The sequence below is a fragment of the Aquabacterium sp. genome (assembly GCF_041909175.1).
Classification (GTDB): domain Bacteria; phylum Pseudomonadota; class Gammaproteobacteria; order Burkholderiales; family Burkholderiaceae_C; genus Aquabacterium.
Genome location: NZ_JAYRDZ010000002.1, coordinates 522,393 through 547,171, shown reverse-complemented (window position 1 = coordinate 547,171; position 24,779 = coordinate 522,393). Strand labels below are relative to the sequence as shown.

At 61.9% G+C, this 24,779-nt stretch carries 18 protein-coding genes; 10 read left to right on the top strand and 8 right to left on the bottom strand.

What is annotated here, in order from left to right:
- A partial coding sequence (locus tag ACE3PH_RS05030; RefSeq protein ID WP_374316903.1) for a GDP-mannose 4,6-dehydratase occupies positions 1 to 145 on the bottom strand: 145 nt, incomplete at its 3' end.
- Between the two features lie 182 nt (positions 146 to 327).
- Here ACE3PH_RS05030 and ACE3PH_RS05025 point away from each other — a divergent pair.
- Positions 328 to 1,605: a glycosyltransferase WbuB gene (locus ACE3PH_RS05025; RefSeq protein WP_374316883.1), complete on the top strand. Its 1,278-nt coding sequence runs from the start codon at positions 328 to 330 to the stop codon at positions 1,603 to 1,605.
- Here ACE3PH_RS05025 and ACE3PH_RS05020 read toward each other — a convergent pair.
- Positions 1,591 to 2,367: a WecB/TagA/CpsF family glycosyltransferase gene (locus ACE3PH_RS05020; protein WP_374316882.1), complete on the bottom strand. Its 777-nt coding sequence runs from the start codon at positions 2,365 to 2,367 to the stop codon at positions 1,591 to 1,593. The two genes, ACE3PH_RS05025 and ACE3PH_RS05020, sit on opposite strands and share 15 nt — an antisense overlap.
- A gap of 561 nt (positions 2,368 to 2,928) precedes the next feature.
- Here ACE3PH_RS05020 and xrtB point away from each other — a divergent pair.
- From xrtB to ACE3PH_RS04980, 8 genes are read left to right on the top strand one after another with little or no spacing between them, the layout of a single operon-like run.
- A complete protein-coding gene (gene xrtB, locus ACE3PH_RS05015) occupies positions 2,929 to 3,780 on the top strand; it encodes an exosortase B (RefSeq protein ID WP_374316881.1) in 852 nt (283 codons plus the stop codon).
- Positions 3,767 to 4,510 (top strand): exosortase-associated protein EpsI, B-type, encoded by a 744-nt coding sequence (gene epsI, locus ACE3PH_RS05010; RefSeq protein ID WP_374316880.1) that lies wholly within the window; start codon positions 3,767 to 3,769, stop codon positions 4,508 to 4,510. The genes xrtB and epsI overlap by 14 nt, the downstream gene beginning before the upstream one ends.
- A gap of 1 nt (position 4,511) precedes the next feature.
- The gene (gene gmd / locus ACE3PH_RS05005; RefSeq protein ID WP_374316879.1) at positions 4,512 to 5,642 is read left to right on the top strand and encodes a GDP-mannose 4,6-dehydratase; all 1,131 of its coding nucleotides are present in this window, start codon (positions 4,512 to 4,514) and stop codon (positions 5,640 to 5,642) included.
- Between the two features lies 1 nt (position 5,643).
- A complete protein-coding gene (locus ACE3PH_RS05000; RefSeq protein WP_374316878.1) occupies positions 5,644 to 7,140 on the top strand; it encodes an O-antigen ligase family protein in 1,497 nt (498 codons plus the stop codon).
- The gene (locus tag ACE3PH_RS04995; RefSeq protein WP_374316877.1) at positions 7,137 to 8,411 is read left to right on the top strand and encodes a hypothetical protein; all 1,275 of its coding nucleotides are present in this window, start codon (positions 7,137 to 7,139) and stop codon (positions 8,409 to 8,411) included. The genes ACE3PH_RS05000 and ACE3PH_RS04995 overlap by 4 nt, the downstream gene beginning before the upstream one ends.
- A 2-nt stretch (positions 8,412 to 8,413) precedes the next feature.
- Positions 8,414 to 10,414 carry a hypothetical protein gene (locus ACE3PH_RS04990; protein WP_374316876.1) on the top strand — a complete coding sequence of 667 codons (2,001 nt, stop codon included), beginning with the start codon at positions 8,414 to 8,416 and terminating at the stop codon, positions 10,412 to 10,414.
- Positions 10,411 to 11,535, top strand: a complete 1,125-nt coding sequence (locus ACE3PH_RS04985) for a glycosyltransferase family 4 protein (protein ID WP_374316875.1) — start codon at positions 10,411 to 10,413, stop codon at positions 11,533 to 11,535. The genes ACE3PH_RS04990 and ACE3PH_RS04985 overlap by 4 nt, the downstream gene beginning before the upstream one ends.
- Positions 11,535 to 12,641: a glycosyltransferase family 4 protein gene (locus ACE3PH_RS04980; protein ID WP_374316874.1), complete on the top strand. Its 1,107-nt coding sequence runs from the start codon at positions 11,535 to 11,537 to the stop codon at positions 12,639 to 12,641. The genes ACE3PH_RS04985 and ACE3PH_RS04980 overlap by 1 nt, the downstream gene beginning before the upstream one ends.
- Here the strand turns inward: ACE3PH_RS04980 and ACE3PH_RS04975 are convergent.
- From ACE3PH_RS04975 to glnE, 5 genes are all read right to left on the bottom strand, one after another.
- The gene (locus tag ACE3PH_RS04975; RefSeq protein ID WP_374316873.1) at positions 12,628 to 13,551 is read right to left on the bottom strand and encodes a polysaccharide biosynthesis tyrosine autokinase; all 924 of its coding nucleotides are present in this window, start codon (positions 13,549 to 13,551) and stop codon (positions 12,628 to 12,630) included. The two genes, ACE3PH_RS04980 and ACE3PH_RS04975, sit on opposite strands and share 14 nt — an antisense overlap.
- Before the next feature lie 16 nt (positions 13,552 to 13,567).
- Complete coding sequence (gene epsF, locus ACE3PH_RS04970; RefSeq protein WP_374316872.1) at positions 13,568 to 15,007, bottom strand: chain length determinant protein EpsF; 1,440 nt, start codon at positions 15,005 to 15,007, stop codon at positions 13,568 to 13,570.
- 25 nt (positions 15,008 to 15,032) lie between these two features.
- Entirely contained in the window at positions 15,033 to 16,067 is a 1,035-nt protein-coding gene (locus ACE3PH_RS04965) for an EpsD family peptidyl-prolyl cis-trans isomerase (RefSeq protein WP_374316871.1), read from the bottom strand.
- 82 nt (positions 16,068 to 16,149) lie between these two features.
- Positions 16,150 to 16,773 (bottom strand): rhomboid family intramembrane serine protease, encoded by a 624-nt coding sequence (locus ACE3PH_RS04960; RefSeq protein ID WP_374316870.1) that lies wholly within the window; start codon positions 16,771 to 16,773, stop codon positions 16,150 to 16,152.
- Positions 16,749 to 19,619, bottom strand: coding sequence for a bifunctional [glutamate--ammonia ligase]-adenylyl-L-tyrosine phosphorylase/[glutamate--ammonia-ligase] adenylyltransferase (glnE, locus tag ACE3PH_RS04955; protein WP_374316869.1), 2,871 nt, complete (start codon positions 19,617 to 19,619; stop codon positions 16,749 to 16,751). Before glnE ends, ACE3PH_RS04960 begins: the two co-directional genes overlap by 25 nt.
- 74 nt (positions 19,620 to 19,693) lie before the next feature.
- Here glnE and ACE3PH_RS04950 point away from each other — a divergent pair, with 74 nt between their 5' ends.
- Positions 19,694 to 24,106, top strand: a complete 4,413-nt coding sequence (locus tag ACE3PH_RS04950) for a YhdP family protein (protein ID WP_374316868.1) — start codon at positions 19,694 to 19,696, stop codon at positions 24,104 to 24,106.
- Here the strand turns inward: ACE3PH_RS04950 and ACE3PH_RS04945 are convergent.
- A complete protein-coding gene (locus ACE3PH_RS04945; protein WP_374316867.1) occupies positions 24,081 to 24,779 on the bottom strand; it encodes a DUF4197 domain-containing protein in 699 nt (232 codons plus the stop codon). The two genes, ACE3PH_RS04950 and ACE3PH_RS04945, sit on opposite strands and share 26 nt — an antisense overlap.

The window sequence follows — 24,779 nt, the reverse complement described above, 5'->3', positions numbered from 1 at the left end:
AGAGGTGGTCAATGCGGTCGGTGTTGAACAGCGACGAACGGCGCTTGATGCCGTGCACCTCGTAGCCCTTTTTGAGCAAAAACTCAGCCAGGTAAGAACCATCTTGCCCAGTGACGCCTGTGATCAGCGCAACCTTCTTAGTCATGAAAAAGCTTCCCTTTGGTGAAATAGGTGCACGCCCGTTGTGCGGACGTACGCTGACGGAGAAATCTACAGCAGGGTACGTGCCTGCCGCCTTGTTCTATGTTGTATTGCCCCGCAACTAGGGGGCAACCCGAACACCCGAACCGGTTCGAAGTTAGTATGCCGGGAGGGTGGGTAAACACTATGAAAATATTGCTCTACGGTCTGAATTACGCGCCAGAACCAACAGGCATAGGCAAGTACACAGGGGAAAAGGCCGCTGCATTGGCCCGCTTGGGCCACAGCGTGCGTGTGGTGACGGCACCACCCTATTACCCCGCCTGGCGGGTGTCTGATGGCTACGCCAACCGTTATGAGCGCACTGAAACGCCTGAAGGCGTGCAGGTGTGGCGTGCGCCCTTGTGGGTGCCCAAGCAGCCCACCGGCCTGCGCCGGGTGCTGCATTTGCTGAGCTTTGCGGCCACCTCGCTGCCTGTGCTGTTGCGCCAATGGGCCTGGCGGCCCGATGTGGTGCTGGTGGTGGTGCCGGCTTTGACCTGTGTGCCCGGCGCCCTGGTGCTGGCCCGCCTGAGTGGTGCACTGGCCTGGGTGCACGTGCAAGACTTTGAGGTAGACGCCGCCTACCGCCTGGGTTTGTTGAAGGGGCGCGTGCCCCGTGCCTTGGCCTCGGGGCTGGAGCGCTGGCTGCTGCGGCGCTTTGACCGGGTGTCGACCATTTCGCACAAGATGATGCAGGCCGCTGCCGAAAAGGGCGTGGAGGCGGGGCGCCGTGTGTTTTTGCCCAACTGGGTGGATGTGGCCTATATCAGCCCCTTGAAGGGCCCTAGCCCCTACCGTGACGAGTTGGGGCTGCGCAGCGATGCGGTGGTGGCTTTGTTTTCGGGCACGCTGGCGGGCAAGCAGGGGCTGGAGTTGTTGCCGGAAGTGGCGCGGCGCCTGCGTGTGAGCCGGCCCCATGTGGTGCTGGTGATTTGCGGCGACGGCGTGGTCAAGCCCGAGTTGCAGGCTGCTTGCGCGGGTTTGGACAACGTGCGCTTTTTGCCGCTGCAGCCGTTTGAGCGCCTCAATGACCTGCTGGGCATGGCCGACATGCACCTGCTGCCTCAAAACCCGGGTGCGGCCGATGTGGTGATGCCTTCGAAACTGACGGGCATGCTGGCTTCGGGCCGACCGGTGGTGTCGACCGCCGCACCAGGCACCGAATTGGCGCATGTGGTGTCGCAATGTGGGGTGGTGGTGCCGCCTGGCTCAGCAGAGGGCATGGCCGAGGCCATCGCGCAGTTGGCCGACGACCCGGCCCGCCGCGCCGAGCTGGGCGCCAAGGCGCGCAGCTATGCCGAGCAGAACCTGGCACTCGATGGGGTGATGCGCCACCTGGATGCAGCGCTCAAGCAGGGGGTGGCCTCACCCCGGGACGCGGGCGCCCTGGCGTGGCGCGACCCGCATTCACCGGCGGCGTGATTTGGCCTTGGGCTTGCTGGTACCGAGCAACATGTGCCGCACGCTGTGGAAGACGAACACCGAGTTGGTGACGGCATAGCGCTTGAACAGGCGGCGCGGCTCGCTGCAGAGGCGATGGAACCACTCGAGCCCGGCCTTTTGCATCCACACCGGGGCGCGCTGGATGGTGCCCGCGTGGTAGTCGAACGCGGCGCCCACACCGATCATGACCGCACGGATGCGGCCACGGTGCGCGGCCATCCAGGCTTCTTGCTTGGGGCAGCCCAGGCTGACAAACACCACATGCGCGCCAGATTGGTTGATCTGGTCCACATAGGCCTGGTCTTCTTCAGCCGAGAGCTCGCGGAACGGCGGTGACACGGCGCCGGCCACGTTCAGGGCGGGGAATTTTTCTTTGATCTTGTCTCGCAGGCGGACCAGTGTGGACTCGCTGCTGCCATAGAAAAAGACCGACTGACCGATTTTTTCTGCCTCGGCCAGGTAGCGGCACATGAGTTCGGGCCCGCTGAGGCGTTGTTGCTCAGGGAAGCCGTCTTTCCGCATGGACCAGGCAACTGGCGCGCCATCAGGCAAGGCCAGGTCGGCCCCGGCAATGACGCTGTGAAACAGCGCATCTTGGTTGGCCGTGACCACCGAATGCACGTTGCACAACGTGACATAGCGGGACTGATGCTGGTCAGCCCATTTGACGATGCGAGAGAGTGCTTCGTCCCAAGTGGTGGCGTCGATATGAGAGCCGAGTACTTTGCTGCCGCGACGCATGAAGGAGGTTGCTTGCTGGGACTGAGGCCGGCCCTGCGTCAGTTCCTGCTCGATAAGGGATGGGGAAGGATACAGGAAGTTCGGATCTGGGTGCCTCATGTGAACCCCGTCAGAATGTAAAAGTGACTTCGCCACCGCGATAGCTAGGTCGTTTGTTGTGGGGCAATTCTGCGAGTCGGTGCCGTTGCGCGTGGTGAGGGAAACCGCTGACGGTCAGGGGCCGATGTCACGAACTGTGACCAAAACGTGACCAGAATGGGTGCTGCATTCATCTGTTTGAATGATGTGTGAGGGGGGAAACCCTCGTCGATTTGGTTTGGCTGGGTGGCGTGTGTGTTTGGGCATTGAATTGCGGGGGTGTAATGCGGTGCGATTTGCCGGCGCCGTTGGGGGTCAACCCTGTCAGTGCTTGCCATGCGCCCCCCCTGAATCGAGTGGCTGGTTTGCATATTTGCGGTCAGACCCGTTGTTCGGGGGGCATGGTTGACCCCAAGGGCGAGGAACTTTGAACGTTTTATCCGTCACAGTAGAGCCATGGCAACGACTCAGCTTTCCTCACCCGTGACATTCCCTGCGCGAGCCTTGATGGTGCTGCTGCTGGGCTTGGCCGTGATGTATGTGCCAACCTTCATGCGCCTGGCTGAAACGGTCTGGTCGACCGACGAGCAGGGGCACGGCCCCCTGATCCTGGCGGCCTGTGCGTGGTTGCTGTGGGACATGCGAGCCAGTTTGTTCTCGCCATCAAACCGCCCGGCGCCAGGCCCGGCACTGGCGTTGCTGGCGGTGTCGACCGCCATCTATGTGATTGGCCGGTCTCAGCAGGTGATTGAGATGGAGGCCGGGTCTTTTTTGCTGACCTTGGCTGCATGCATCTTGTTGCCGTGCGGCTGGACCGGCTTGCGCAAGGCCTGGTTTCCGCTGCTGTTTCTGGTCTTCATGGTGCCAATGCCAGGTGTGCTGGTGCAAGCCTTGACCATGCCGCTCAAGAGTGCGGTGTCGGTGGTGGCTGAACAGGTGCTGTATTGGGCGGGCTACCCCATTGCGCGCACCGGGGTGACGCTGACCATTGGGCAATACCAGTTGCTGGTGGCCGACGCCTGCTCTGGCCTGAATTCCCTGTTTACGCTGGAAGCCTTGGGCTTTTTGTATATGCGGATCATGAACTACACCTCGAAGGTGCGGAACGTGATTCTCGGCGTTCTGATCATTCCGATCTCGTTCATTTCGAACGTGACACGGGTGATGATCCTGGTGCTGATTACTTATTACTTTGGTGATGAGGCGGGGCAGGGCTTCATGCACGGTTTTGCCGGCATGGTGCTGTTTGGTGTGGCCTTGTTGCTGACTTATGGCGTGGACCGTTTGCTGGCCGCCCGATTTGACGAGCATGGAGGTGCGCGTGGCGAGCGCTGAAGCAGTGGGCGGTTGGGGTGTGACCAGCAAGGGACAGATGACGGCCGTGATCGTGGCCGCAGCCATGATGGTGGGCGGTCTGGGCCTGGCCGAATGGCTGACGCCGCACAAGATGCTGGCTGATGAGTTGCCCGCGCTGGATCTGGCGCAAGCCGTGCCGGCGTCGTTTGGCACCTGGCGGCTTGACCCAGACCTGGTGCCGGTGCTGCCAGACCCGACGGTTGAAAGCAAGCTGCAGCAGTTTTATTCACGCACCTTGGCGCGCACCTATGTGCGGGCTGACGGTGCCAGGGTAATGCTGACGGTGGCGTATGGGCGCAATCAGAATTCAGCGTCCACGGCGGCACACCGGCCGGAGTTTTGCTACACAGGGCAGGGCTTTGTGGTGAGCAAGGTGGGCAAAGAGTTCCTGCCCGTGCTGGACCACCGGCTGGAGGTGGTGCAATTGATGGCCAATGCCGGGCCAAGGCACGAGCCCATTACCTATTGGGTGACGTTGGGGCAAAGCGCCAGTGTGCCGGGCTTGTCTCGCAAACTGGCGCAGTTGAAGTATGGTTTGCAGGGCTGGATCATGGATGGCATGTTGATGCGGGTGTCTAGCCTGACACCAACAACAGGTGCGGATGACCAGGCTGCGGCACGGGTGCTGCATGCAGCGTTCATCAGTGATCTGGCCAAGGCCATGCGGCCTGAAGACCGTGATCGTTTTTTTGGTTCCAAAGAAGAGTGATATGTCGAAGAAGGTTGCACTGATTACCGGCGTGACGGGTCAAGATGGTTCTTACCTGGCTGAGTTTTTGCTGAAGAAGGGCTACGAGGTGCACGGCATCAAACGCCGCTCGTCGCTGTTCAACACCGACCGCATTGACCACCTCTACCAAGACCCGCACGTCGACAACCGCAACTTCATCCTGCACTACGGCGACCTGACGGATTCGACCTCGCTGGTGCGCATCGTGCAGAAGGTGCAACCCGACGAGATCTACAACCTGGCCGCCCAAAGCCACGTGGCCGTGAGCTTTGAAGAGCCCGAGTACACGGCCAACGCCGACGGCATCGGCGCCCTGCGCCTGCTGGAAGCCATCCGCATCCTGGGGCTGGAAAAGAAGACCAAGTTCTACCAGGCCTCCACCTCTGAGTTGTATGGCCTGGTGCAAGAGATCCCGCAGAAGGAAACCACGCCCTTCTACCCACGCAGCCCCTATGCCGTGGCCAAGATGTATGCCTACTGGATCACGGTGAACTACCGCGAGGCCTATGGCATGTATGCCTGCAACGGCGTGCTGTTCAACCACGAAAGCCCGGTGCGCGGCGAAACGTTTGTGACGCGCAAGATTACCCGCGCCATCAGCCGCATTGCGCTGGGCCTGCAAGAGTGCCTTTACCTGGGCAATATGAGCGCCCTGCGCGACTGGGGCCATGCCAAAGACTATGTGGAAATGCAGTGGCTGATGCTGCAGCAAGACCACGCCGAAGACTTCGTGATTGCCACCGGCGTGCAATACAGCGTGCGCCAGTTTGTCGAGTTTGCCGCCAAGGAGCTGGGCGTGACCATTGCCTTCGAAGGCGAGGCCGAAGCCGAGATTGGCAAGGTGGTGAAGGTGGAGCCGGTCAACGGCGACATACTGGCCAAGTGCAAGGTGGGCGATGTGATCGTCCGGGTTGACCCACGCTACTACCGCCCCACCGAAGTGGAAACGCTGCTGGGCGACCCCACCAAGGCCAAAGACAAGCTGGGCTGGACGCCCAAGACATCATTGCAAGAGCTGGTAGCCGAGATGGTGCGCAGCGACTACACCTCGGCCAAGCGCGACAGCCTGGTCAAGCTGGCTGGTTTCCAGGCCTACGACCACTATGAGTGACATGGCGTTGTCGCCTGCGGTGCTGGCAGCGGAGCGGGCCCGCCGCGCGCGCTCGTTCGCCGGCATCATCACTTTGCTGGCCGGCATTGCCTTCATTGTGGATGCCGTCTGGCTGATCATGGCCAGCAGCTTCTTCCTGATCCAGTTGCCCATCTTGATGGGCTGTCTGTATTTGGTGATGTTTTTCGGGTTGGGCTATGTGTTGAATCCGCCGGCATGGACCGGGGCGGCACTCATGGCCATCGTCTACTTTGGTCAGGACTTCACGCTGCGGCAAGGCCTGGTAAGCGATGGCGGCATGGACTTGCAGACCGTGGTCAAAGGCATGCTGGCGGTGCTGTTGTTTGCCTATGGTTTGTTCAATGGCCTGAGCCGAACCTGGCGGCACCCGGTATTGATGGTGTGGTTCGCTTATGCAGCGTTTGCAGCGATGTCTGCTTCGTATTCCAGCGCGAAGGCCATTGGTATCGGCTCCGGTATTGCCTTGTTGGCGATTTCGTTCGGGTCAGCGCGCGCGGCGACCGTGGGTGACCGCGACTTCTATGCGTACTGGCGTGGGCTGTATACCGCAGCGTGCGTGATGTGTGTCATCTCGCTGATCTTGTTGGTGGCGCTGCCCATGATGGCGCGTGACCTGGCTGACCCGGGCGCATTTCGCCTTCGCGGGTTGACAGGGTCGGCCAACAGCATTGGCCCGATCTTGACGGTGGGTTTGATCATCGGTCTGTCGATGCAGCACCTGGCCAGAGACTCGGCATGGCGCTGGTGGCACCGTTTCATGATGCTGTGTTTGCTGGTTGGCCTGGTGCTCACCAACAGCCGCTCGTCGATGTTGGGTCTGGCTGCGGGTGTGGCGGCCGAGGCGGTGATTGCCCGACGCCACACTGTGTTGACGGCCTTGGTGGCGATGCTGGGGGCAGCGGTTGGCGCCGTGGTGATTTTGGTGCCCTCTGTACTGAAGGGCTTTGTGACGGTGTTCACCGAGTTGTTCTCTCGCAGTGGGCAGGCACAAGAGATCACCAGTTTCACGGGCCGCAGTGATGTCTGGAAGGCCTGTTTGAAGCTCATTCAGGAGCAACCGTGGTTTGGTTATGGCCTGGGCAGTGTTCGGGTTGAAATTCCCAAGGTGTTCTGGGATGCCTGGGGCAATACCACCGCAACAGCCCATAACTTTGTGCTGGAGAGCATGATCAGCGTCGGTTTGCTGGGAACCTCGTTGCTGGTGATCGTGCTGGTGATGACGACCTTGGGCCTGGTGCGCTACGTGAGTGCCGTGCAGAGCCCGTTTGCGGACGAGACACAGCGGGAATGGACGCGTTGTGCGCTGCGCTGCATGCTGATGTTCTGGGTTCACTCGATGGTGGAGCGTGCGTTTGCGGGCACGGCTGCGCCGTCTACTGTGGTGCTGGGGGTGTGTGTGGCGACCTACGCTTTCATGGCCTTGAAGCTCAAAGATGAGCGCCACCAGCGGATGATTCGTTTGCGCAGTCTGGTATGAAGTGGTGGGATCGCCTGCGCTCGCCTGAGGTGGCTTTGCTCGGCTCGAACCTGTTGGCTCGGGCTCTGGGCTTTGTGGCATCGCTGCTGGTGTCGCGGTCTTTGGGTGTGGCTTCTCTCGGGGTGTATTCGGGGGTCTTGATCACCACGGCGAGCCCGACCACACCGATGTCTGCCGTATTGGCCAATAACGCAACGATGCTGGCGGTGCGCCATCGGGCTGATGCATCGATGTGGCAATTGCTGGTGTCGCATGCGAGCTTGCTGCTGGGCAGTTTGTTGGCTGCAGCGCTAGGCTGCGGGCTGATGTTGGCCAGTGGCAACTTGTTGTCGTCACCCTTGCTGGATGTGCGCGTGCTGTGGCCGGTGGCTGCCGGTCTTGTGCTCGGGCAGCTGTTGTCGCAGGTGGCCATGGGGGTGTGCCACGGCGCTGATTTGTCGCGGCAAGCGGCATGGGTGTCGGGTGGAATCACGTTGACGGCATTGCTGCTGGTGTACCCCGTGCTGCACTACTTTGGCCTGGCGGGGGTGATGGTGCAGGCCATGTTGGTGGCTGTGCTGCCGGCGTTGGCCATGGCCTTTTTGTTGCGGCGAGGTACGCAAGCTGCCCACGCAAGCCGGGTGCCGCGTGCTGCACTGAGTCAGCAGGTGAAGGCCCTGTTCTGGCAGGCTGCACCGAACATGGGTGCCACGGTGGTCAACAACGCGACGAACTGGGTGTCCTGCATTTATCTGGCTGAGCGCTTTCATGGGCATGAAGGCTTGGGGCTGGTGGCCATCAGCTTGCAGTGGAGTGCCTTGATGCTGTTGCCGGTGACGAGCTGGAGTGGTCGGGTCATGCGTGCATTGACCTTGGCGCACGAGCAAGGCCCTGCCGCGTTGCAACACGAGATGGCGCGCCAGATCAGGCGCTGCGTGGGTGTGACCTTGCTGGCCGTGTTGCCTGTGCTGGTGCTGGGGCAGGTGATAGCCATGTTGTACAAGGCCGATGCCGCCCTGTTGTGGCCGATGCTGGCTATAAATGGCTTGTCAGCGCTGCTGGCCGCAGTGAATGTGGTCTATGAGCGGGCCTATTTCTGCCTGGGTGAGCAGCGTCCGTGGTTACGTGTGTCGGTATTGGCTTATGCGGCGCAGATGCTGCTGACACTGGTGATGATTCACTGGACTTTGCTGGCTGTGGCAGTGGGTAATCTGTTGGCCATCGCCATGGTGATGGTGGTGGTGTCTTTCAATCTGAAGCAACGGCTGCATGCCGGTAAGGTGTCTGCGTGACGATGCGTGCGTGGCAAGTCTGTCTGGCAGCTGCAGTGTTGCTGGCCGCCGTGACGGTGGTGTCTGTGAAGTGGCTGGGCGGTCCGGAAGGGGACGAGTCGCTCAAATTGATGTTGCCTGGTTCGGCCGGGACAGGCCATGAGCCGCCCCAGGGAATGCATCATGGATTGGGGTATGCGGGCGGCGAGCCATCTGCTGATGAGGGGCGTCTGCAGGTTGAGTATCAGACCACGCAAGATGCCAGCGGCAAGGCCGTGACCGATGTGGTTCTTCGCAATGAGGCTCGGCGGTCGGCACATTACACCTTGTTTTTGTCTGGCCCACCGCGCAAGTTGCTGGTGGGGCAGTGGTGGCGTTTGCATGCAGACGTGTCAGCTGACGGTGTGGATGACCCGGTGGAGTTGGCCCTGGGCTACCAGTTTTTCAATGCAGACGGCAGTTACTTGTCTGATATGGCGTCTGCCGAAGGTACTTTCCGGCCATCGTTGGCGGCGCCTCAGCCATTGCGCGCGGAGTTTGTGGGCGGGCAGATTGACCCTTCATCGTTGAAGGTGCCCGCGATGGCGTTGCCACGTGTGGCGGTCTACAACATCCCGCCAGGTGCGACGGTTCGTATTCGCTTGAGCAATTGGGGCATGGACGATGCACCTGCGCAAACAGGGGTTCAAGTGATGCCGTTCGACCGGCCGTTCCCTAGCGCGGCGCCAGGACAGGTTTGGCCGTTGACTGTGCGGTTGCAGGCAAGCCCGCAAGCCGCGCCGCTGGATGCTCGGCTGGTGTTGATCAAAGATGGGGTGCGCGCAGTGGCGTTCAACGCAGCTGCCCCCTTGAGCTTGGTCCACTGGGGGCCGGTACAACAGATGTGGCGGGTACGTTTGCCGAAGGATCTGGAGGCCGGGGTTTACCAGGCTCAGTATGAGGTGCCTTCACTGCAACTGGTTGCGCCCTTGGGCGCGCTGACGGTGGCGCCTGACGCGGGTATGTGGGTGGGCATGGGTATACATCGATACCCGGGGAGCAGCGAGCAATTGTTTGGGCCATACCAAGGGCGCTATCAGTTTGTGCGCAGTCTGGCCAGCGACGAGGCCCACCGCATGCAATGGTGGTTGGCCCCCGATCGCTACGATTGGAGCGGGCTGATGAAGTGGGCGGCGTTTCATGCGCCCAAGGGGGAGAAGAAGGTTGTCATGACCTTCTCTGGCTCACCGCAGTGGGCGAGCATGCGTCCCGGCGAACCCGCTGCCATGGGAGTGCCGGGTGGTGCGGCCCCCCCGGCCCGCGAGTATTGGGGCGCCTACGAACGGATGGTGCGTGAAACGGTGAAGCACATGGGGTCGCGGATGTTGGCCAGCGAGTGCTGGAACGAGCCCAACAGCACAGCTTTCTTCACTGGCTCATCGACCGAGTTGGCTGATTTGTGCAAGATCGTCTATCAGGCGACCAAGTCGGTAGACGCTGCGATCCCAGTGATCTGCCCGCAGGCAGATGACCCGCGGCATCTGGATGCGGTCTATGCCGCACGCACGTCGGATGGTGAGCCGATTTACCAGTTCTGCGATCTGGTTGGCGCTCACATCTACAACCGTTTGGCAGATGATGTGAAGGGGCAACCGTATGCGAGGCAGCGTCTGCAAGATGCCCTGGCACTGATGGTCGACATGGGGCGCAAATATGGTGTCGACAAGCCCTTGGCCGTGACCGAATTTGGACTGGACAGTTGTGTGGTGCAGTCCACTGCGGCGCACCCGGATGTATTCGGTCGAATGAGCTCGGAAGAGGCCGCGGAGGCGCTTTACCAGACGGTGGCAGGGTTCCGGTCTTTCGGAGTGCAGATGCTGGGTTTGTATTCTTACGACCACCCGGACAATGACCCCCGCTGCAGGCCCGGTGGCAGTTTCATCCACATGACGAAGTTGGATCAGTCCGGCCGGATGAAGATTGATGCCGTGGTGGCCAACCGCGTGGGTGATGCCGTGTTGGACTTTGGGAAAGCAAAACCATGACGTCCGGCATGCAGGCAGCAGCCACGGTGCGTGTGGCGATGGTGACCAATATCCCCGCGCCTTACAGGTTGCCGGTGTACGAGCGACTGGTGGCCTTGGGTGGGGTGGAGTTGTGCGTGTTCTTTTGCAGTGGGCGTGAGCCAGACCGGGAGTGGGATCTGCAGCAGACCGGTGTCAGGCAGGTTTTCCTGAAGGAAAAGTTTCTGACATGGAAGGGGCGTTTCATTCATGTGAATCCGGACGCCTGGTCTGCGCTGAAACGCTTTCGACCGGATGTCGTCATCACGACGGGCTTCAACCCGACGTTTCTGGTGGCTTATCTGTATGCCCGACTGCATGGTGCTCGCCATATCGCCATGACCGATGGCACGGCCATTTCGGAAGAGGTGTTGGGACCGATTCACCGGTTGGTGCGGCGCATGGTGTACCGAGGCAGTGCTGCTTTCATCGGGGCGAGCCAGGGGTCTTTCGATCTGTATCAGAGCTATGGCATTGACCGCAGTCGGATGTTCCAGTCGCACCTGTGTGCTGATAACGGACGGTTTACACCGGTGCCGTTGGCTGAACGGTCTTTTGACTTCGTTTTCAGTGCCCGATTTGTGGCGGTGAAAAACCCGATGTTTGCGCTGGACGTATGCCAGGCAGTAGCCCGCCGTTTGGGGCGCCGGGTGCGGATCTTGTTGCTGGGGTCTGGCGAGTTGCGTTCACAGATGGAGGCGCATGCAGCCACCATGGTGCAAGACGTGGATGCAGTTTTTGCAGGCTTTGCAAAGCAAGCCGATTTGCCTGCGCTGTATGCCTCTGCCCGGGTGATGCTGTTCCCGACGACCTTTGACCCCTGGGGGGTGGTGGCCAACGAGGCTTGTGCTGCCGGGGTGCCGGTGCTGGTTTCGCCGGTAGCTGGGGCAGCCAACGACCTGATTCGGGATCAGGTCAATGGCTTTGTCTTGCCGCTTGATATGGACCAATGGGCTGATGCTGCCTGTCGCTTGCTGACTGACGCCGCGCTGTTCGATCGCATGGTTCAAGCCTGTCTGCAGGAGGTGTCGCGCTTCACATATCAGCACGCCGCTGAAGGGATTCGTGACGCGGTGCTTCACGCGGAGGGCCAGGCACTTTGATGCAGTTCATTTTTGATGTGGCTGAACTGGCCCCCGATATGGGCAAGAGCCGTGGCATTTACAACTATGCTTTGAATCTGTTCAAGGAGTTGGTGCCTTTGTTGCCGCCCGACGTACGGATGTTGGTGACCTGCAATGCCGGCAGTGCCGCTGATTTTGTGGCGCCTGGCGTGGCACAGGTTGAGCAGCATGTGGTGCTGGCTGGGCGAACCCCTGGGACCATGGCGCGGCAGAGGTGGATACGCTGGGGCGTGCAGGCATTTGCTCGCCGACATGGTGTGAAGGTCTATTTCACGCCCAAAGGTTTTTTGCCGGGCTGGTGGGGGCGCTCTGCTGGCCTCACCACCGTGGCGGTGTTGCACGATCTGATTCCCCTTTGGTATGCAGACCATCACCCTGACACGTTTGGGAGACTGGAGCGCTGGGTGGTGAATGGCGGTTTATTGCGCTGTGCGCGGTGGGCTGATGAGCTGGTGGTGATTTCTCAGGCAACAGCCGGTGACGTGCATGGACGGACAGGACGGCCCATGGCGGACATGCATGTGATTTACAACGGCATACCATTGACCAAGCCGGGGGCAGCAGCCCTGATGGCCGAACCCTATATTTTCGCGGTTACCTCAGGCCTGCCTCACAAAAACGCCCGTGGTTTGCTTGACGCCTACGCCAGGTACAGGCAGCAAGTGTCCAAGCCTTTGCCTCTGGTCGTGTGTGGTTTGAAGGATCCGCTTCAAGATGGGGTTATCGCCGTGAGCGGGCTGGACGATGCAACGCTGCATGCCTATTACCGCGATGCGAGCCTGATGTTGTTCCTGTCGCTGATAGAGGGGTTTGGCTTTCCGCCGTTGGAGGCCATGGCCCACGGTACGCCGGTGTTGTGCGCTGACATCCCCTCCCTGCGAGAGGTGACAGGTGGCGCAGCAGCATTGGTGGACCCCCTTGATGCTGCGGCGGTGGCTGACCGGATGGTGGCCTTGTTGGCTGATGCCGTTGAGGTGAAGGCCCTGGCTAGCAAGGGCCCCGAGGTGCTGAGCCGATATAGCTGGGCGATGTGCGCTCAGCAGGTTTGGGACGTGCTGAGGCAGGCCTCGATCAGAACTCGTTGAGGATCGTCCCGATCAACTGGGTGTGCCCCATTTTGACGGTACGGATGAGTGCTTGAGCAGACTCCACTCGAGTGGTGTTTTGCCTGGTCAGCACGAGTGCCGCACCGCACTTTGCCGCAGCTACAGCACCATCGGCACCGAGCGATGCTGCTGGCGTGTCAACGATGATGCGATCAAATTTGGTGCGCAACTCACGAATGAGCATGTCGAATGCCGGGCGCTCCAACAGTTCAAGCGGGTTGGGCGGCACGGTGCCAGCAGGCAGGACAAACAGGCTGCTCAACTCGCGCACAGGTTGAATGACATTGGTTGCTGCGCGCCCTGAGAGGATGGTGGACAGCCCGGTCCCAGAGTTTTCAAGCCCGAAGATGTCGTGCTGACGAGGACAGCGCATGTCTGCATCGATCAGCAAAGTGCGGCCCGACAGTTGTGCGAAGGCCGCCGCGATGTTGGCGGCAAAGTAGGATTTCCCGTCACCGCTGTCGGGGCTGACCACAGCGATGGCTGGGCGAGGGCCTTCATTGCTGAAGACCTTCATGATCAGGTGGCTGCGGATGGTACGGAACGCCTCAGCCTGCTCGGAGAAGGGCTTGGTGGCCACCACCAGTTCGGCGTGCAGCTTGGAGCGGCCTTCACCTGCATAGGCATAGTGAAATTGCTGTGACAGGGCCCACAGCACGTCATCGGTGTTGGCCATTCCCAGTGCAACGGCGGCTTCACCGAAGCGGACGCCGTGTGACCGCTGGTACTCGAGGATCTGCTCGATCTGCTCCGGGCTCAGGTTGTTGGCCTGGCTGATGATTTCGCCGATAGACCGGTCCCTGGGCATGTACTCGGTGTCCTGGAACCCGTTGGGGGCATCGACGTTGCTGAACGGGGCGTGGGTGGGTTGGAATGCTGGCTGAGACATCTTTTGCACGCCTTGCTCAGACAGAGTCGGAGCGTTTGAGTGAGTTTGCAATGACAGGGAAGGACGTCTTCGGCAAGGCGCGCCCAAATCCGATCAGTCGATTGCGAGGTTTGTTCGGGTTGGGAATCACCCCCAGAACAGGCAATTCGAGGGTGTCCAGCAAATCGAATGGGCTGCGAACACGGCGATCGAAGAGCTCAATCCCGAGCACAGCGATGAGCGATAGCAGGGCGCCGAGCACGATGGCAAGGACCATGTTCAGCATGGTACGCGGCGATGAGGGCAAGGCCGGTTCGGTGGCTGCACTGACCAGCATCACGCCGGGTTGGCTGTTATTGCTTTCGAGGCTGCTTTGGCTCAGGCGCATCTGGATGGCGTCATAAACCCGCTGAGCGCTGTCAACTTCGCGTTCGAGAACGGCCAGCTCGGAGCGTTGTTGCTTGAGTGCCAGCATGCGGTTGCGTTGATCTTCGTAAGCGGCCGTTGCCGCTTGCTCGCGGGTTGCGTTGACGCCTGCTGTTTCACCAACGCTGTGGGTGATACGGCTGGTTTCGGTGGCGATGCGGTTGCGCAGGGCACTGATGTTGGCCTGCAGTTCAATCACTTGAGGGTGGCGATCACCTAAGCGTTCTTGCAGTTGGCTGAGGTTGGCTTCTTGCTGAGCCAGCTGGCTTTTCAGTGTGGCCACAACCATGTTGTTCAGCACTTCGGTGGATTGATCTGGCCTCGCGCTGGCTTTGTTGCTGCGGCTGCTGGACTCCACACGCAGGGCTTTCAGGGCGATAACCTGTTGAGACAGGTCGGCAAGACGCTGATTCTCAACATCGAGGCGCTCCTCTGTAGCGATGATGTTCTTGCTTTTCTGAGCCTCTGCCAAGGCAAGCTGTGCCTTTTCAAGCTTGTCGCGGGCCAGTTTGGCTCGCTGTTCGAAGAAGTCTGCGTACTGGCGAGCGGGGTCTACACGCAGTTGTGTGTTGGCATCAATGAAAGCTTTGGCGTAGGCATTGGCCATGGCTGCAGCAAATCGTGGCTCACTTCCTTCGTACTGAATTTCAATGACGTTGGATTCACGCGATGGCTTGATGTCCATGCTGCGTTTGATGATGCCGGCGATCCAGGCATCCATGTCGCCTTTGCCTTTGGCTTCCTTTTCCCAACGGGCACGCATGCTGTCCATCTTGTTGAGGCCCAACTGGCGAACCACTGACAGACTGACGCGTTGGCTGGACAAGAGGTCAACCTGGGTCGCCACAAAGCTGCTGGTTGTGGCCGTTGCCAGGCTGTTGGTGATGGAGACGGGATCGGGGCGGGTTTCGACCATCACACTGGCCGTCGCCGTATAAGTTTTTGGCCAGATCAGCGTGGCCACCAACGTGACCACGACGATGCCCATGAATATCGAGAGAGCCAGAACCCACCTGGCTTTGACAATGCGGAGAAACTGATCAAAGGTCATGTCGCTTCGGCTCTCAAGATAAAGATCATTTCAAGCCAGACAGGCCCTTGTTGAGGGCGTTGGCATCCAATCCACCCGATGCGGCAGATGCAGGCACAGGGGCCGGTGCAGGCGCGCTGGCCGCATCAGGCGCCTTGTCGGCAAACTTGCCGAGGTATTCCACCTTGGCATCCTTGCGCATGTTGCGCGTTTCCTTCTGGATGAATTCCTGGCGGCGGCTTTCGGTCAGGAAGCGCTCGATCAGCGGCTTGGCTTGCCCTTCGTCGATGGGCTGCGACTTGCTGGCTGCCACCAGAATGACCTTCAGGCCACCATTGAGTGGCTGGTACAGGCCTTCACCATCTTGGATGTTGTTGAACTTGTCGACCAGATTGAGCGGCAGCGATTCGGCAGGCTGGGTGACCTGGTTGACGTTGAACTTCAGGCCGCTGGCCTTGAGCGTTTCAGCGAAGGCAGCAGGGGTTTTCGTGGCCTGCAGCTTGGGCATCAGGGCATCGATCTGTGCCTTGTCGCCCTGGATGGTGAAGTCTTGCAGCATGTAGATGCGGCGATTCGAGAACAGGGCGGGATGCTCTGCGAAGTATTTCTTGACGTCGTCGGCGCTGGGGGCCCCGACTGCAGATTGCGCCGCACGGTCAAGGTAGGCACGGGCCAGAATGGCGCGGCGTGATGCTTCGAGCATTTGCACGACCTGAGGGTCACGGTCGAGCTTTTGCTCGGTTGCCTTCTGGACGGCGAGTTCCTGGTCAATCAGTCCTTCCAGGATCTGGCGGCTGGCGTCTTCCGCTTGTTCGGGGCGGATATTGGGCTGGCGCTCAAGCACCATGTTGATTTGATGGACAGTGATCTCGTCACCGTTGACCCGGGCTGCGGCTTGCGTGGCCTTGCCACCCTCTTTGTTGTCCTTGTTGCACCCGGCGGCGAGCACGGCGGCCAGCACGATGGGAACCAGGGCAAAACGCTGAAATGCACGTTGACGAGAGAGTGAGGCTGGATTGGCTTGCATGACAAACAGATCGATATAGGGGGTGGAAACAAAAGGGGGGCGTGTCTTCATCATGACCCGATTTGCCGCGCTTTAGTTCCGCTTGACCCTTGGGGCAAAGGCTTTGCGGCCGAGTGTACGGTTAGCTTGTGGCAGTTCAGGGGCGGGATTTCGCGGGGCCCCTCGGAATGCGGGTAGCGAGCCAGACCAGGCAGGCTACGATGAAACCGCTCACATGAGAGAGAGGCGCCACCTGCATGCCCAGCTCGGGCCGGTCGATGAGCGGCAGCAGACGGGGGTTTTCGAGCACGCATTTGAGGGGGACTCCAAGCAGCAGTATCCACCCTGTCCAGCTTGGTATAGCGGACACCGTGTTGTTTTGCCGAACGATGTGGAGGGCCAGTAGCGTGATCCCTGCGTGCAATACGCCGGACATGCCGAAGTAGCTGTGCAGGCGTGGGTCGAGCAGCAGGGCCAGGTGGGTGAGTGGCCAGCTGAGCAGCCACAGGCCTGCATGGGTGAGGTCAACTCGGGCAAGCCAGGCCAGCAGGCACATGATGACCACGCCGGCTAGGTTGGCCAGCAAGTGGGCGGTGTTCGCATGCACCCAGGCACAGCTGATGAGGTGCGACAGCGGCTGTTGCAGGCCCTGATCAGGGTGAAGCAGCCAGGCTGTGGTGTCGGCGTGGGCCAGATGCGCCCACAGCGCTGGCAGGGCGAGCGCCGCAGCAACGCCCACCCAGGCGAGGAAGCCGGTCAGGCCGGGAAGACGGCTTGCCACAGCGCGAGCACAGCCTGCCGATGCGCTTCGATGGCTTCGCGTGCAGCACCTTCCAGCTTGGTGGGCGATTCGTCCAGTCGGGCCCTGTGCTGCACGCGGCGCAACTCACGGTAGGCGCGGCCGGCCGCGTCGCCCACACCCTTGGGTAGCAGCTGGGCGTCTTCAGCGCGGTGCAGCAGGGCGATGTTGCCGACGTTGTCCATCAATGCCGGGTGGGCATGGCTATGGGCCAGCACCAGGAACTGGACGGCGAATTCAACGTCGATCATGCCGCCATGGCTGTGCTTGATGTCGAACTGCTCTGCAGGGCAGGCGTGCGCCTGCCGCAGGCGCTCACGCATGGTCAGCACCTCGGTGCGCAGGGCATCGGCATCACGCACGGTAGACAGCACCGCGCGGCGGGTGGCTTCGAAGCGTTCGGCCAGACCCGTGTCGCCGGCGCACCAGCGCGCCCGGGTGAGGGCCTGGTGTTCCCAGGTCCAGGCGGTGTTGCTGCCACGCTGGCGCTGGTAGTCGTCAAACGAGTGGAAAGACGTGACCAGCAGCCCCGAGTTGCCGTTGGGGCGCAGGGCGGTGTCGATGTCGAATAGCTCACCGGCTGGCGTGCGCAGCGTCAGCCAGGTGATGACCTTGCGGGCGAACACGGCATAGGCGTCGATCGGGTCGGGCGCGTCCGGGCCGCCGGCGTCGTCGGGCTTGTCTATGGTGTCGTCGAAGACGAAGACGACATCGAGGTCGCTGCCATAGCCCAGCTCCTTGCCGCCCAGCTTGCCGTAGGCGATGACGGCGAAGTGCGGCGCACGACCCACGGCGTAGCGTGACTGCTTGGTGGGGCGTTGTTGAAGCAGGCGCCAGGCCCAGCGCAGGGTGATGTCGAGGGTGGCATCAGCCAGGGCGGAGAGGTCGTCGGCCACCTGTTCTACGGTGATGAGGCCTTCCACGTCCCGCACCAGGGTGCGGAAGACTTCAGAGTGGTGGGCGCGGCGCAGGGCGTCGAGCAGGGCTTCTTCGTCGAGCTGGCCAGAGCGCTCCCAGGCGTCGTGGCGGGCCTGGAGGTCGTCGAGATAGCTGGCGGCTTCGAAGCGGCCTTCCATGAGGCGCGGGTCGGCCAGCTCGTCGATCACGCCAGGGAAGCGCTTGAGGTAGCGCATGGGCCACTTGGCCATGCCCAGCAGGCGCAGCAGGCGTTTGAGCACTTCGTGGCGCTCGGCCAGCAGCGACAGGTAGCTGTCGCGGCGCAGCAGCGGGTTGAGCCAATCGATGAAGTGCAGGACGGTGGCGCGGTCGAGGTGTTCGTTTTCTTCGTCGAGGTAGACGATCTTGGTGGCGCGCCCGATCAGCTTGGCCAGCCGCAGTTTGGCTGCGTCGTTGAGCATGGCTACCCGGGGTTGGGCAGCGAACTCGCGCACGTAGGTGGCAACGGCTTCAGGCAGGCGGGCGATGAATTCTTCGCTGTCGATGGGCAGCGGAGGGCCGCCACATGTGCCGCCTTTGCAGCCGGATGGTGCGTTGTGCGGCTTGGCTGGTGCGCCGCCTTCATGGAGCAGAGCGTCAAACTCATTGGCAACGAATTCGCGCACGCCACACAGGGTGTCGAGCAATTGGCGGGTACCGTCAGCGTAGCCAAGGCTGGCCGCAATCCAGGCCAGGTCACGGTCTTCCGTGGGCAGCACGTGGGTCTGCTGGTCGTCCAGATACTGGATGCGGTGCTCTACGCGACGCAGGAAGGTGTAGCAGTCGGTCAGGGTGTTGGCAGTGTCAACCGAAATCAGTCCGCGGGCAGCCAGGCGTTGCAGCGCCTTGAGCGTGGAGCGGGTGCGGATTTCAGGGAATTGCCCGCCTCTGACCACTTGCAGCAACTGCACGGTGAACTCGATTTCGCGGATGCCGCCACGCGACAGCTTGACATCGTTGGCGCGCTCGGGGCGGCCAGCGGCGCGGCGGTTGGCTTCGTCGCGGATCTTGCGGTGAAGCTGGCGCAGACCTTCAAAGACGCCGTAGTCAAGGTAGCGGCGGAACACGAAGGGGATGACGACGTCGCGCAGGGCGAGGGCGCGCTGACGGTGTGCCCCCTGCGGCATGGCGCGACGCGGCGCGATGATGCGGCTCTTGAGCCAGGCAAAGCGTTCCCATTCGCGGCCCTGCACGAGGAAGTATTCCTCCAGCATGGCGAGGCTGACCACAGGCGGCCCGGAGTTGCCATTGGGGCGCAGGGCCAGGTCGACGCGGAAGACCAAGCCGTCTTCGGTGGTGTCGCCAATGAGGGTGCTCAGCTTCTTGGCAACCTGGGCGAAGTATTCGTGGTTGGTGATCTGGCCGGTGTGGCCGCCCCGGCCATCGTCCACGCCCGTGGTCTGACCATCGTCTTCGTAGACGTAGATGAGGTCGATGTCGGACGAGACGTTGAGCTCACGCCCGCCCAGCTTGCCCATGCCGACGACCCACATGTCGACACGCTGGCCTTGTGCATCGACAGGGGCGCCGTGGCGCTGGTCAAGCTCGGCTTCGGCATCTGCCAGCGCCCGGTCGAGCGTGACTTCAGCCAGGTGGGTCATCGCCCGGGTGACCTCGGTCATGGGCAGGCTGTGCTCGGTGTCGAGCGTGGCCAGTCGCTCCATGACGAGTTGCCGCGCCACCCGCAAGGCAGAGCCGAGGTTGCGTCCACCTGCGACCAGGTGGTCAATCAGCCCACCAATGCTGGTAAGGTCCGGGGCACCGGGCCACAGCGAGGCAAAAGCCGCTACCTCGGGGCCATATCGACGCCGAATACGCTGAACATAGCGGGCGTGATCAGCCTGGGCGAGTGATGGAAGCGTGTCTGAAGGGGTAATCAATGTAAAACCCATGAGCCTGATTTGGGGTCTATGCTAGGGTTATCGGTTGTTGGTCCGACCGACGATGGTTTTGTGTCTCGTATTTCATGTCTTCGACTTCTTCCGCGTCCGCTCGCACATCGTTGATCACCCGTTTCCGCTGGGCATGGTGGCTCTTGCTGGCATTGGTGATCATGGCTGGGACCGCTTGGTCGATCTTGTTGTTTGGCATTCTGCCGCGAATCGGAAATTGGCGCGACGACCTGGCTCAACAAGCCACTAAGGCGTTGGGGGTGACTGTCCGGATCGACAATTTGTCCGGACATGTGGAAGGCGGTTTTCCCGTCATCACATTCAAAGGGGTGTCGCTGCTGGATGAGCGCGGCAAACCTACCCTGACCCTGCCTGAGGTGCAGGCGCGTGTGTCGCCGGCCACCTTGTTGCCTTCTTCCATCTGGCGCCGCGAGTTGCACATGGGGCGCCTGGTGCTGGTGCGGCCTCAGCTGGAAGTGCGGCGTGATCCGCAGGGGCGGCTGCATGTCGCTGGTCAGGTGATCGACCCCACCGTATCGACATCGGGCGGCCATGGCCTGGCGGATTGGCTGCTCTCGCAGAAGTTGATCCGGATTGAAGGTGGCATCCTGACCTGGATCGACGAGATGCGGCCGGTTTCGCCGCTGACGCTGACCAGCCTGAATGTCTCGTTGCGCAATCACCCAGGGCTCGGGACGCGCGTGCATGTGTTTGATTTCCAGGCCTCGCCACCCCCCGAATTCGGCCAGCAGATTCAGGCTCACGCCGAGTTGTCGCAGCCGGTGTGGATGAGTGCCGTTGCGCTGGCGCACTCGGCCAGCAGCGTGGATGCGCCTTTCTGGCAGCGTTGGGTGGGCGGTGCCCCCCTGGCCAGTGATTGGCGGACCTGGTCTGGCAAGTTGGCTGTGAAACTGCCCTATGCGGATGTGCAGACGCTGCGCGAGCGGGTGGAGTTGCCCGTGGACGTGCAGGGTGGACACGGCCGCATTGCTGCTGACATGAACGTGCGGCGTGGTGAGCCGCGTAGCCTGGCTCTGGATGTGGATGTGCAGGGTGTGAGTGTGCGGCTGGCGCGTGAACTGGCACCTTTGGCCTTCAGCAGGCTGAGTGGGCAGATCAAGGTGGTTCACGAGAGCAAGCTGTCCACGCTGAGCCTCGACAACCTGGCCTTCACACTGGATGATGGCCTGGTGTGGCCAACCAGTGCCATCCATGGTCAATGGCGCCATGCTTCGCTCGATGGCAAGCCGGTATCGCAGGCCTGGAAAGAAACCTTGGGCGGCAAGGTGGATGCCGACCGCCTTGACCTCGCACTGCTGGCCCGGTTGGCTGACCGCCTGCCTTTGTCTGCCACCCTGCGCCAGAAGCTGGCTGAACTGGCCCCGCAAGGTGTGGGCGAAAAGCTGTTGTGGAGCTGGGATGGCGCACTGGATGCCCCGAAAACTTACCAGTTGCAGGGGCGCATTGCAGGTTTGACCTGGGCTGCCGAACCAGAGACAGGACGGCCCGGGCTCGCGCGTGCTTCGGTCGATGTGAAGGCCGACCAGGACGGCGGGCAGGCGACCCTGGCGATGGCGCAAGGCTGGCTGGACTTGCCGGGGGTGTTTGATGAGCCCCGCATTCCGCTGAAGAACCTGAATGCCCAACTCAGCTGGAAAATCACCCAGCCATCGAAGGCCGGGCAACTGCCGGCCATGTCGATGACGGTGAGCAAGGCCGTGTTTGCCAACGACGACCTGCAAGGCGAGCTGAAGGCCCAGTGGCAGACCGGGCCTGGCACCGGCGACGGTGTGGCGGCACGTTTCCCTGGCAAGCTGGACATGACTGGGCAGCTCGACTGGGCGCAGGCCAACCGTGTGTGGCGTTATTTGCCGTCCCTGATTTCCAAGGATGCGCGCGATTACGTGCAGCATGCGGTGAAAGAAGGGCGCGGCGAGAAGGTCAGCTTCGTGGTGCGTGGTGACCTGTGGAATTTCCCCTTCCAGGACGGCAAGGGCGGCTTGTTCAAGGTGTCGGTGCCGGTTCGGGGTGTGACGCTCGACTACGCCCCGGCCGTATTGGCTGGTGGCGGGTCGACGGGTGCCGCGGCGGCGTACTGGCCCGCTTTTTCGAACCTGGATGGCCTGCTGGTGTTCGAGGGGCTGAGCATGCGCATCGAGAACGCGACGGCGAAGCTCGGTGGGCTGGGATCCGGCCAGTTTGCGCTCAAGCAGGTGCATGGCGAGATTGCCAACCTGGATGCCGATGACCCCCGGTTGACCATCAGTGGGCAGGGGCGCGGGCCGCTGTCGGACTTGCTGAAATACATGGCGGTATCGCCCGTGGGCGTCTGGACGGGCAATTTGCTGGCCCACTCGGAGGGCTCCGGTATGGGCGCGTTGCAGCTGGCGCTGGACATCCCGCTCAACCGCACCCAGGACTCCGGCTTGCGCGGTAAGGTGACCCTGGCTGAGCCGGACAGGGCCAGTTTGCGGATCAGCCCGGATGTGCCGCTGATGCAGGCGATTCGCGGGCAGATCGAATTCACCGAAAAGAACCTGAAGGTGTCGGCCCAGACGCGTGTATGGGGACAAGAGGTGCGGGTGGAAGGTCAGCAGGGCGCCAATGGCGCACCGCGCTTTGTGGCCCAGGGTACGGTGAGCGCCGAAGGCTTGCGCCAGGCGGATGACTGGCCCTCGCTGGCGCGGCTGGCTACACGCATGAAAGGCCAGTCGCCCGTGACGGTGACGGTGGCTTTGCCCAAGGGGCACACCAATGCCCGACCGGAGCTGCGCGTGACGTCGTCGCTGCAAGGCATGGCCATTGACCTGCCCGACCCTTTGACCAAACGTGCAGAAGACAGTTGGCCGCTGGAATTGGTGCTGCGTGGCGACGATGCACAAGGGCATGCCGATGCCCTGCAGGTGAGCCTCGGCTCCGCTCAGATGGCGGTGGGCCGAGGTCAGCCATGGGTGCAGGCTGATTTCCGCCGGGACGTGTCGGGGGACGTGGCCAAGGTGCAGCGCGGTGTGATCAGCGTGATCCAGACCAAGGGCTCGCAACAGGCAGCGGTCGCGCCGTCCATGCCTGCACGTGGCGTGGTGGCGGAGGTGGATCTGCCGACGCTCGACCTGGATGCGTGGCAGGGGTTTGCCCAGGCATTGAAGCCTGCCAGCACCTCACATGCCGCCGCAGCGGCTGCAGGTGAGACTTATCTGCCCGATACCTTGTCTTTGAAGGCCGACGTGGTGCGGGTGCATCAGCGGGTCTTGCGCAAGGTGTCTGCCACAGTGGCGCACCCATCCTCCTCCGTGTGGCGCGCCCAGATCGATGCCGACAAGCTGGCCGGACAGATCGAATACCGACCTGAAACCCTGCCGGTGGCTGCGGGGCCGGGGACCAGCCGGCTGGTTGCCAGGTTGTCTCGCCTGTCGGTGCCGGAGGCCGAGGCGAAGTCTCTGCAGGCGCAGGCCAATCAGCAGATGCTGAGTGCGGATGCATCCAGCTCGGTGCCGGCGCTGGACATCGTGGTTGACCAGTTCGACTGGAAAGGGCTGCCTTTGGGCAAGCTGGAGATTGAGGCGGTTAACCGCGTGGCCAATGTGGGCAGCGGTGGGGCAGGTGTGCCCGAGTGGCGCTTGAACAAATTCAGGTTGGCCAGTGCAGATGCGCAGTTGAGCGCCACTGGCAACTGGATCGTGACCGGTGTGGGCGGTGGCATCTCGACTGGTGGGGTGGGGATGCAGGCGCCAGGTGCCCGAACAGGCGCGTCAGCCAGCAGTGGGTCGGGCAGCAAACCGCAGCATCGGGCGGCATTCACTTTCACGCTGGACCTCAACAATTCGGGGGCCTTGTTGAACCGGCTGGGCTTGCCCCAGACGGTCAAGGGTGGCAAAGGCAAGCTGACCGGGCAGGTGGCCTGGGCCGGGTCACCGCTGGAGCCGGATTTGGCCTCGATGAATGGCAGCATGAAGGTGGCCATCAGCGAAGGTCAGTTTCTGAAGGTGGACCCGGGCGCAGCCAAATTGCTGGGTGTGTTGAGCCTGCAATCATTGCCGCGTCGCCTGGTGCTCGACTTCCGGGATCTGTTCCAGCAGGGCTTTGTCTTTGATGCCATTGATGGCGATGTGCAGTTGCAGCAAGGGGTGGCCGAGACTCGCAACTTGCGCATGCGCGGCCTGCAGGCCCTGGTGATGATGGAAGGTCAGGCTGACCTCACCAAAGAAACCCAGGACCTGAACGTCTACGTGGTACCCGAGATCAATGCTGGAGCGGCTTCGCTGGCCTATGCCGCCATCAACCCGGCGGTGGGCTTGGGGACCTTCCTGGCGCAGATGCTGTTGCGCAAGCAACTGGCTGCGGCCAGCACCCGTGAGTTCCATGTCACAGGCCCCTGGGCTGACCCCCAGGTTGAAAAGGTGCAGCGCCCCTTGCTGGGCGGGGGCAAGCCTGTACCACCCGAGCCCAGCGCGACGCCGGACGTCACAGCCCCGAAAACACCTTCTTGAGAATGGCGCTCCCCGTGCCCACCGGGTCACGGCGGATGCGGCGCTCTTCTTCTCCGATGATGAAGTAGAGGCCATCCAGCGCTTTGGCGGTGACGTATTGCTGCACGGTGGATTGTTCGCTCTTCACCAGGCCGGTGCTGCCGGCTTTGCCGACCAGCGAGTTGTATTGTTTGACCAGCGGTGACTTGCCGATGGACTTGGTGACCACCGGCAGGAATTGCTCGGTCAGGGGCTGGCGGGTCTTGCCTGCAAAGAAATCGGTGACGGAGTGGTCGCCACCAGAGACGATCTTGGTGGCGTCTTCAACCGACATGCCCTTGATGGCGCTCTTCAGCAGCGGCAGCGCAAGCGGCACGGCACTTTCAGCCGCGTGGTTCATGCCGGTGACCAGTTCGTCCAGATCATGGCCCTTGCCCATCGCGCGCAGCAGCGGCGTGGCTTTTTGCAAGGCATCGGGCAACTGGATGCGGACCTTGTCGTTGTTGAGGAAGCCACCTTGCTGCCCCAGTTGCTGGACGGCGATGTCGGCGCCCCGGTCGAGCGCGGTGCGGACGGCGGTGGTGGCATCAAGCTGGCTGAATGCGGCGGCGCGAGAAGGGGCCGAGAAGAGGGACAATGTCCCCATACCGACCCAGGCACCCCAGGCAGACGACAATACGGTGCGACGTTGCAT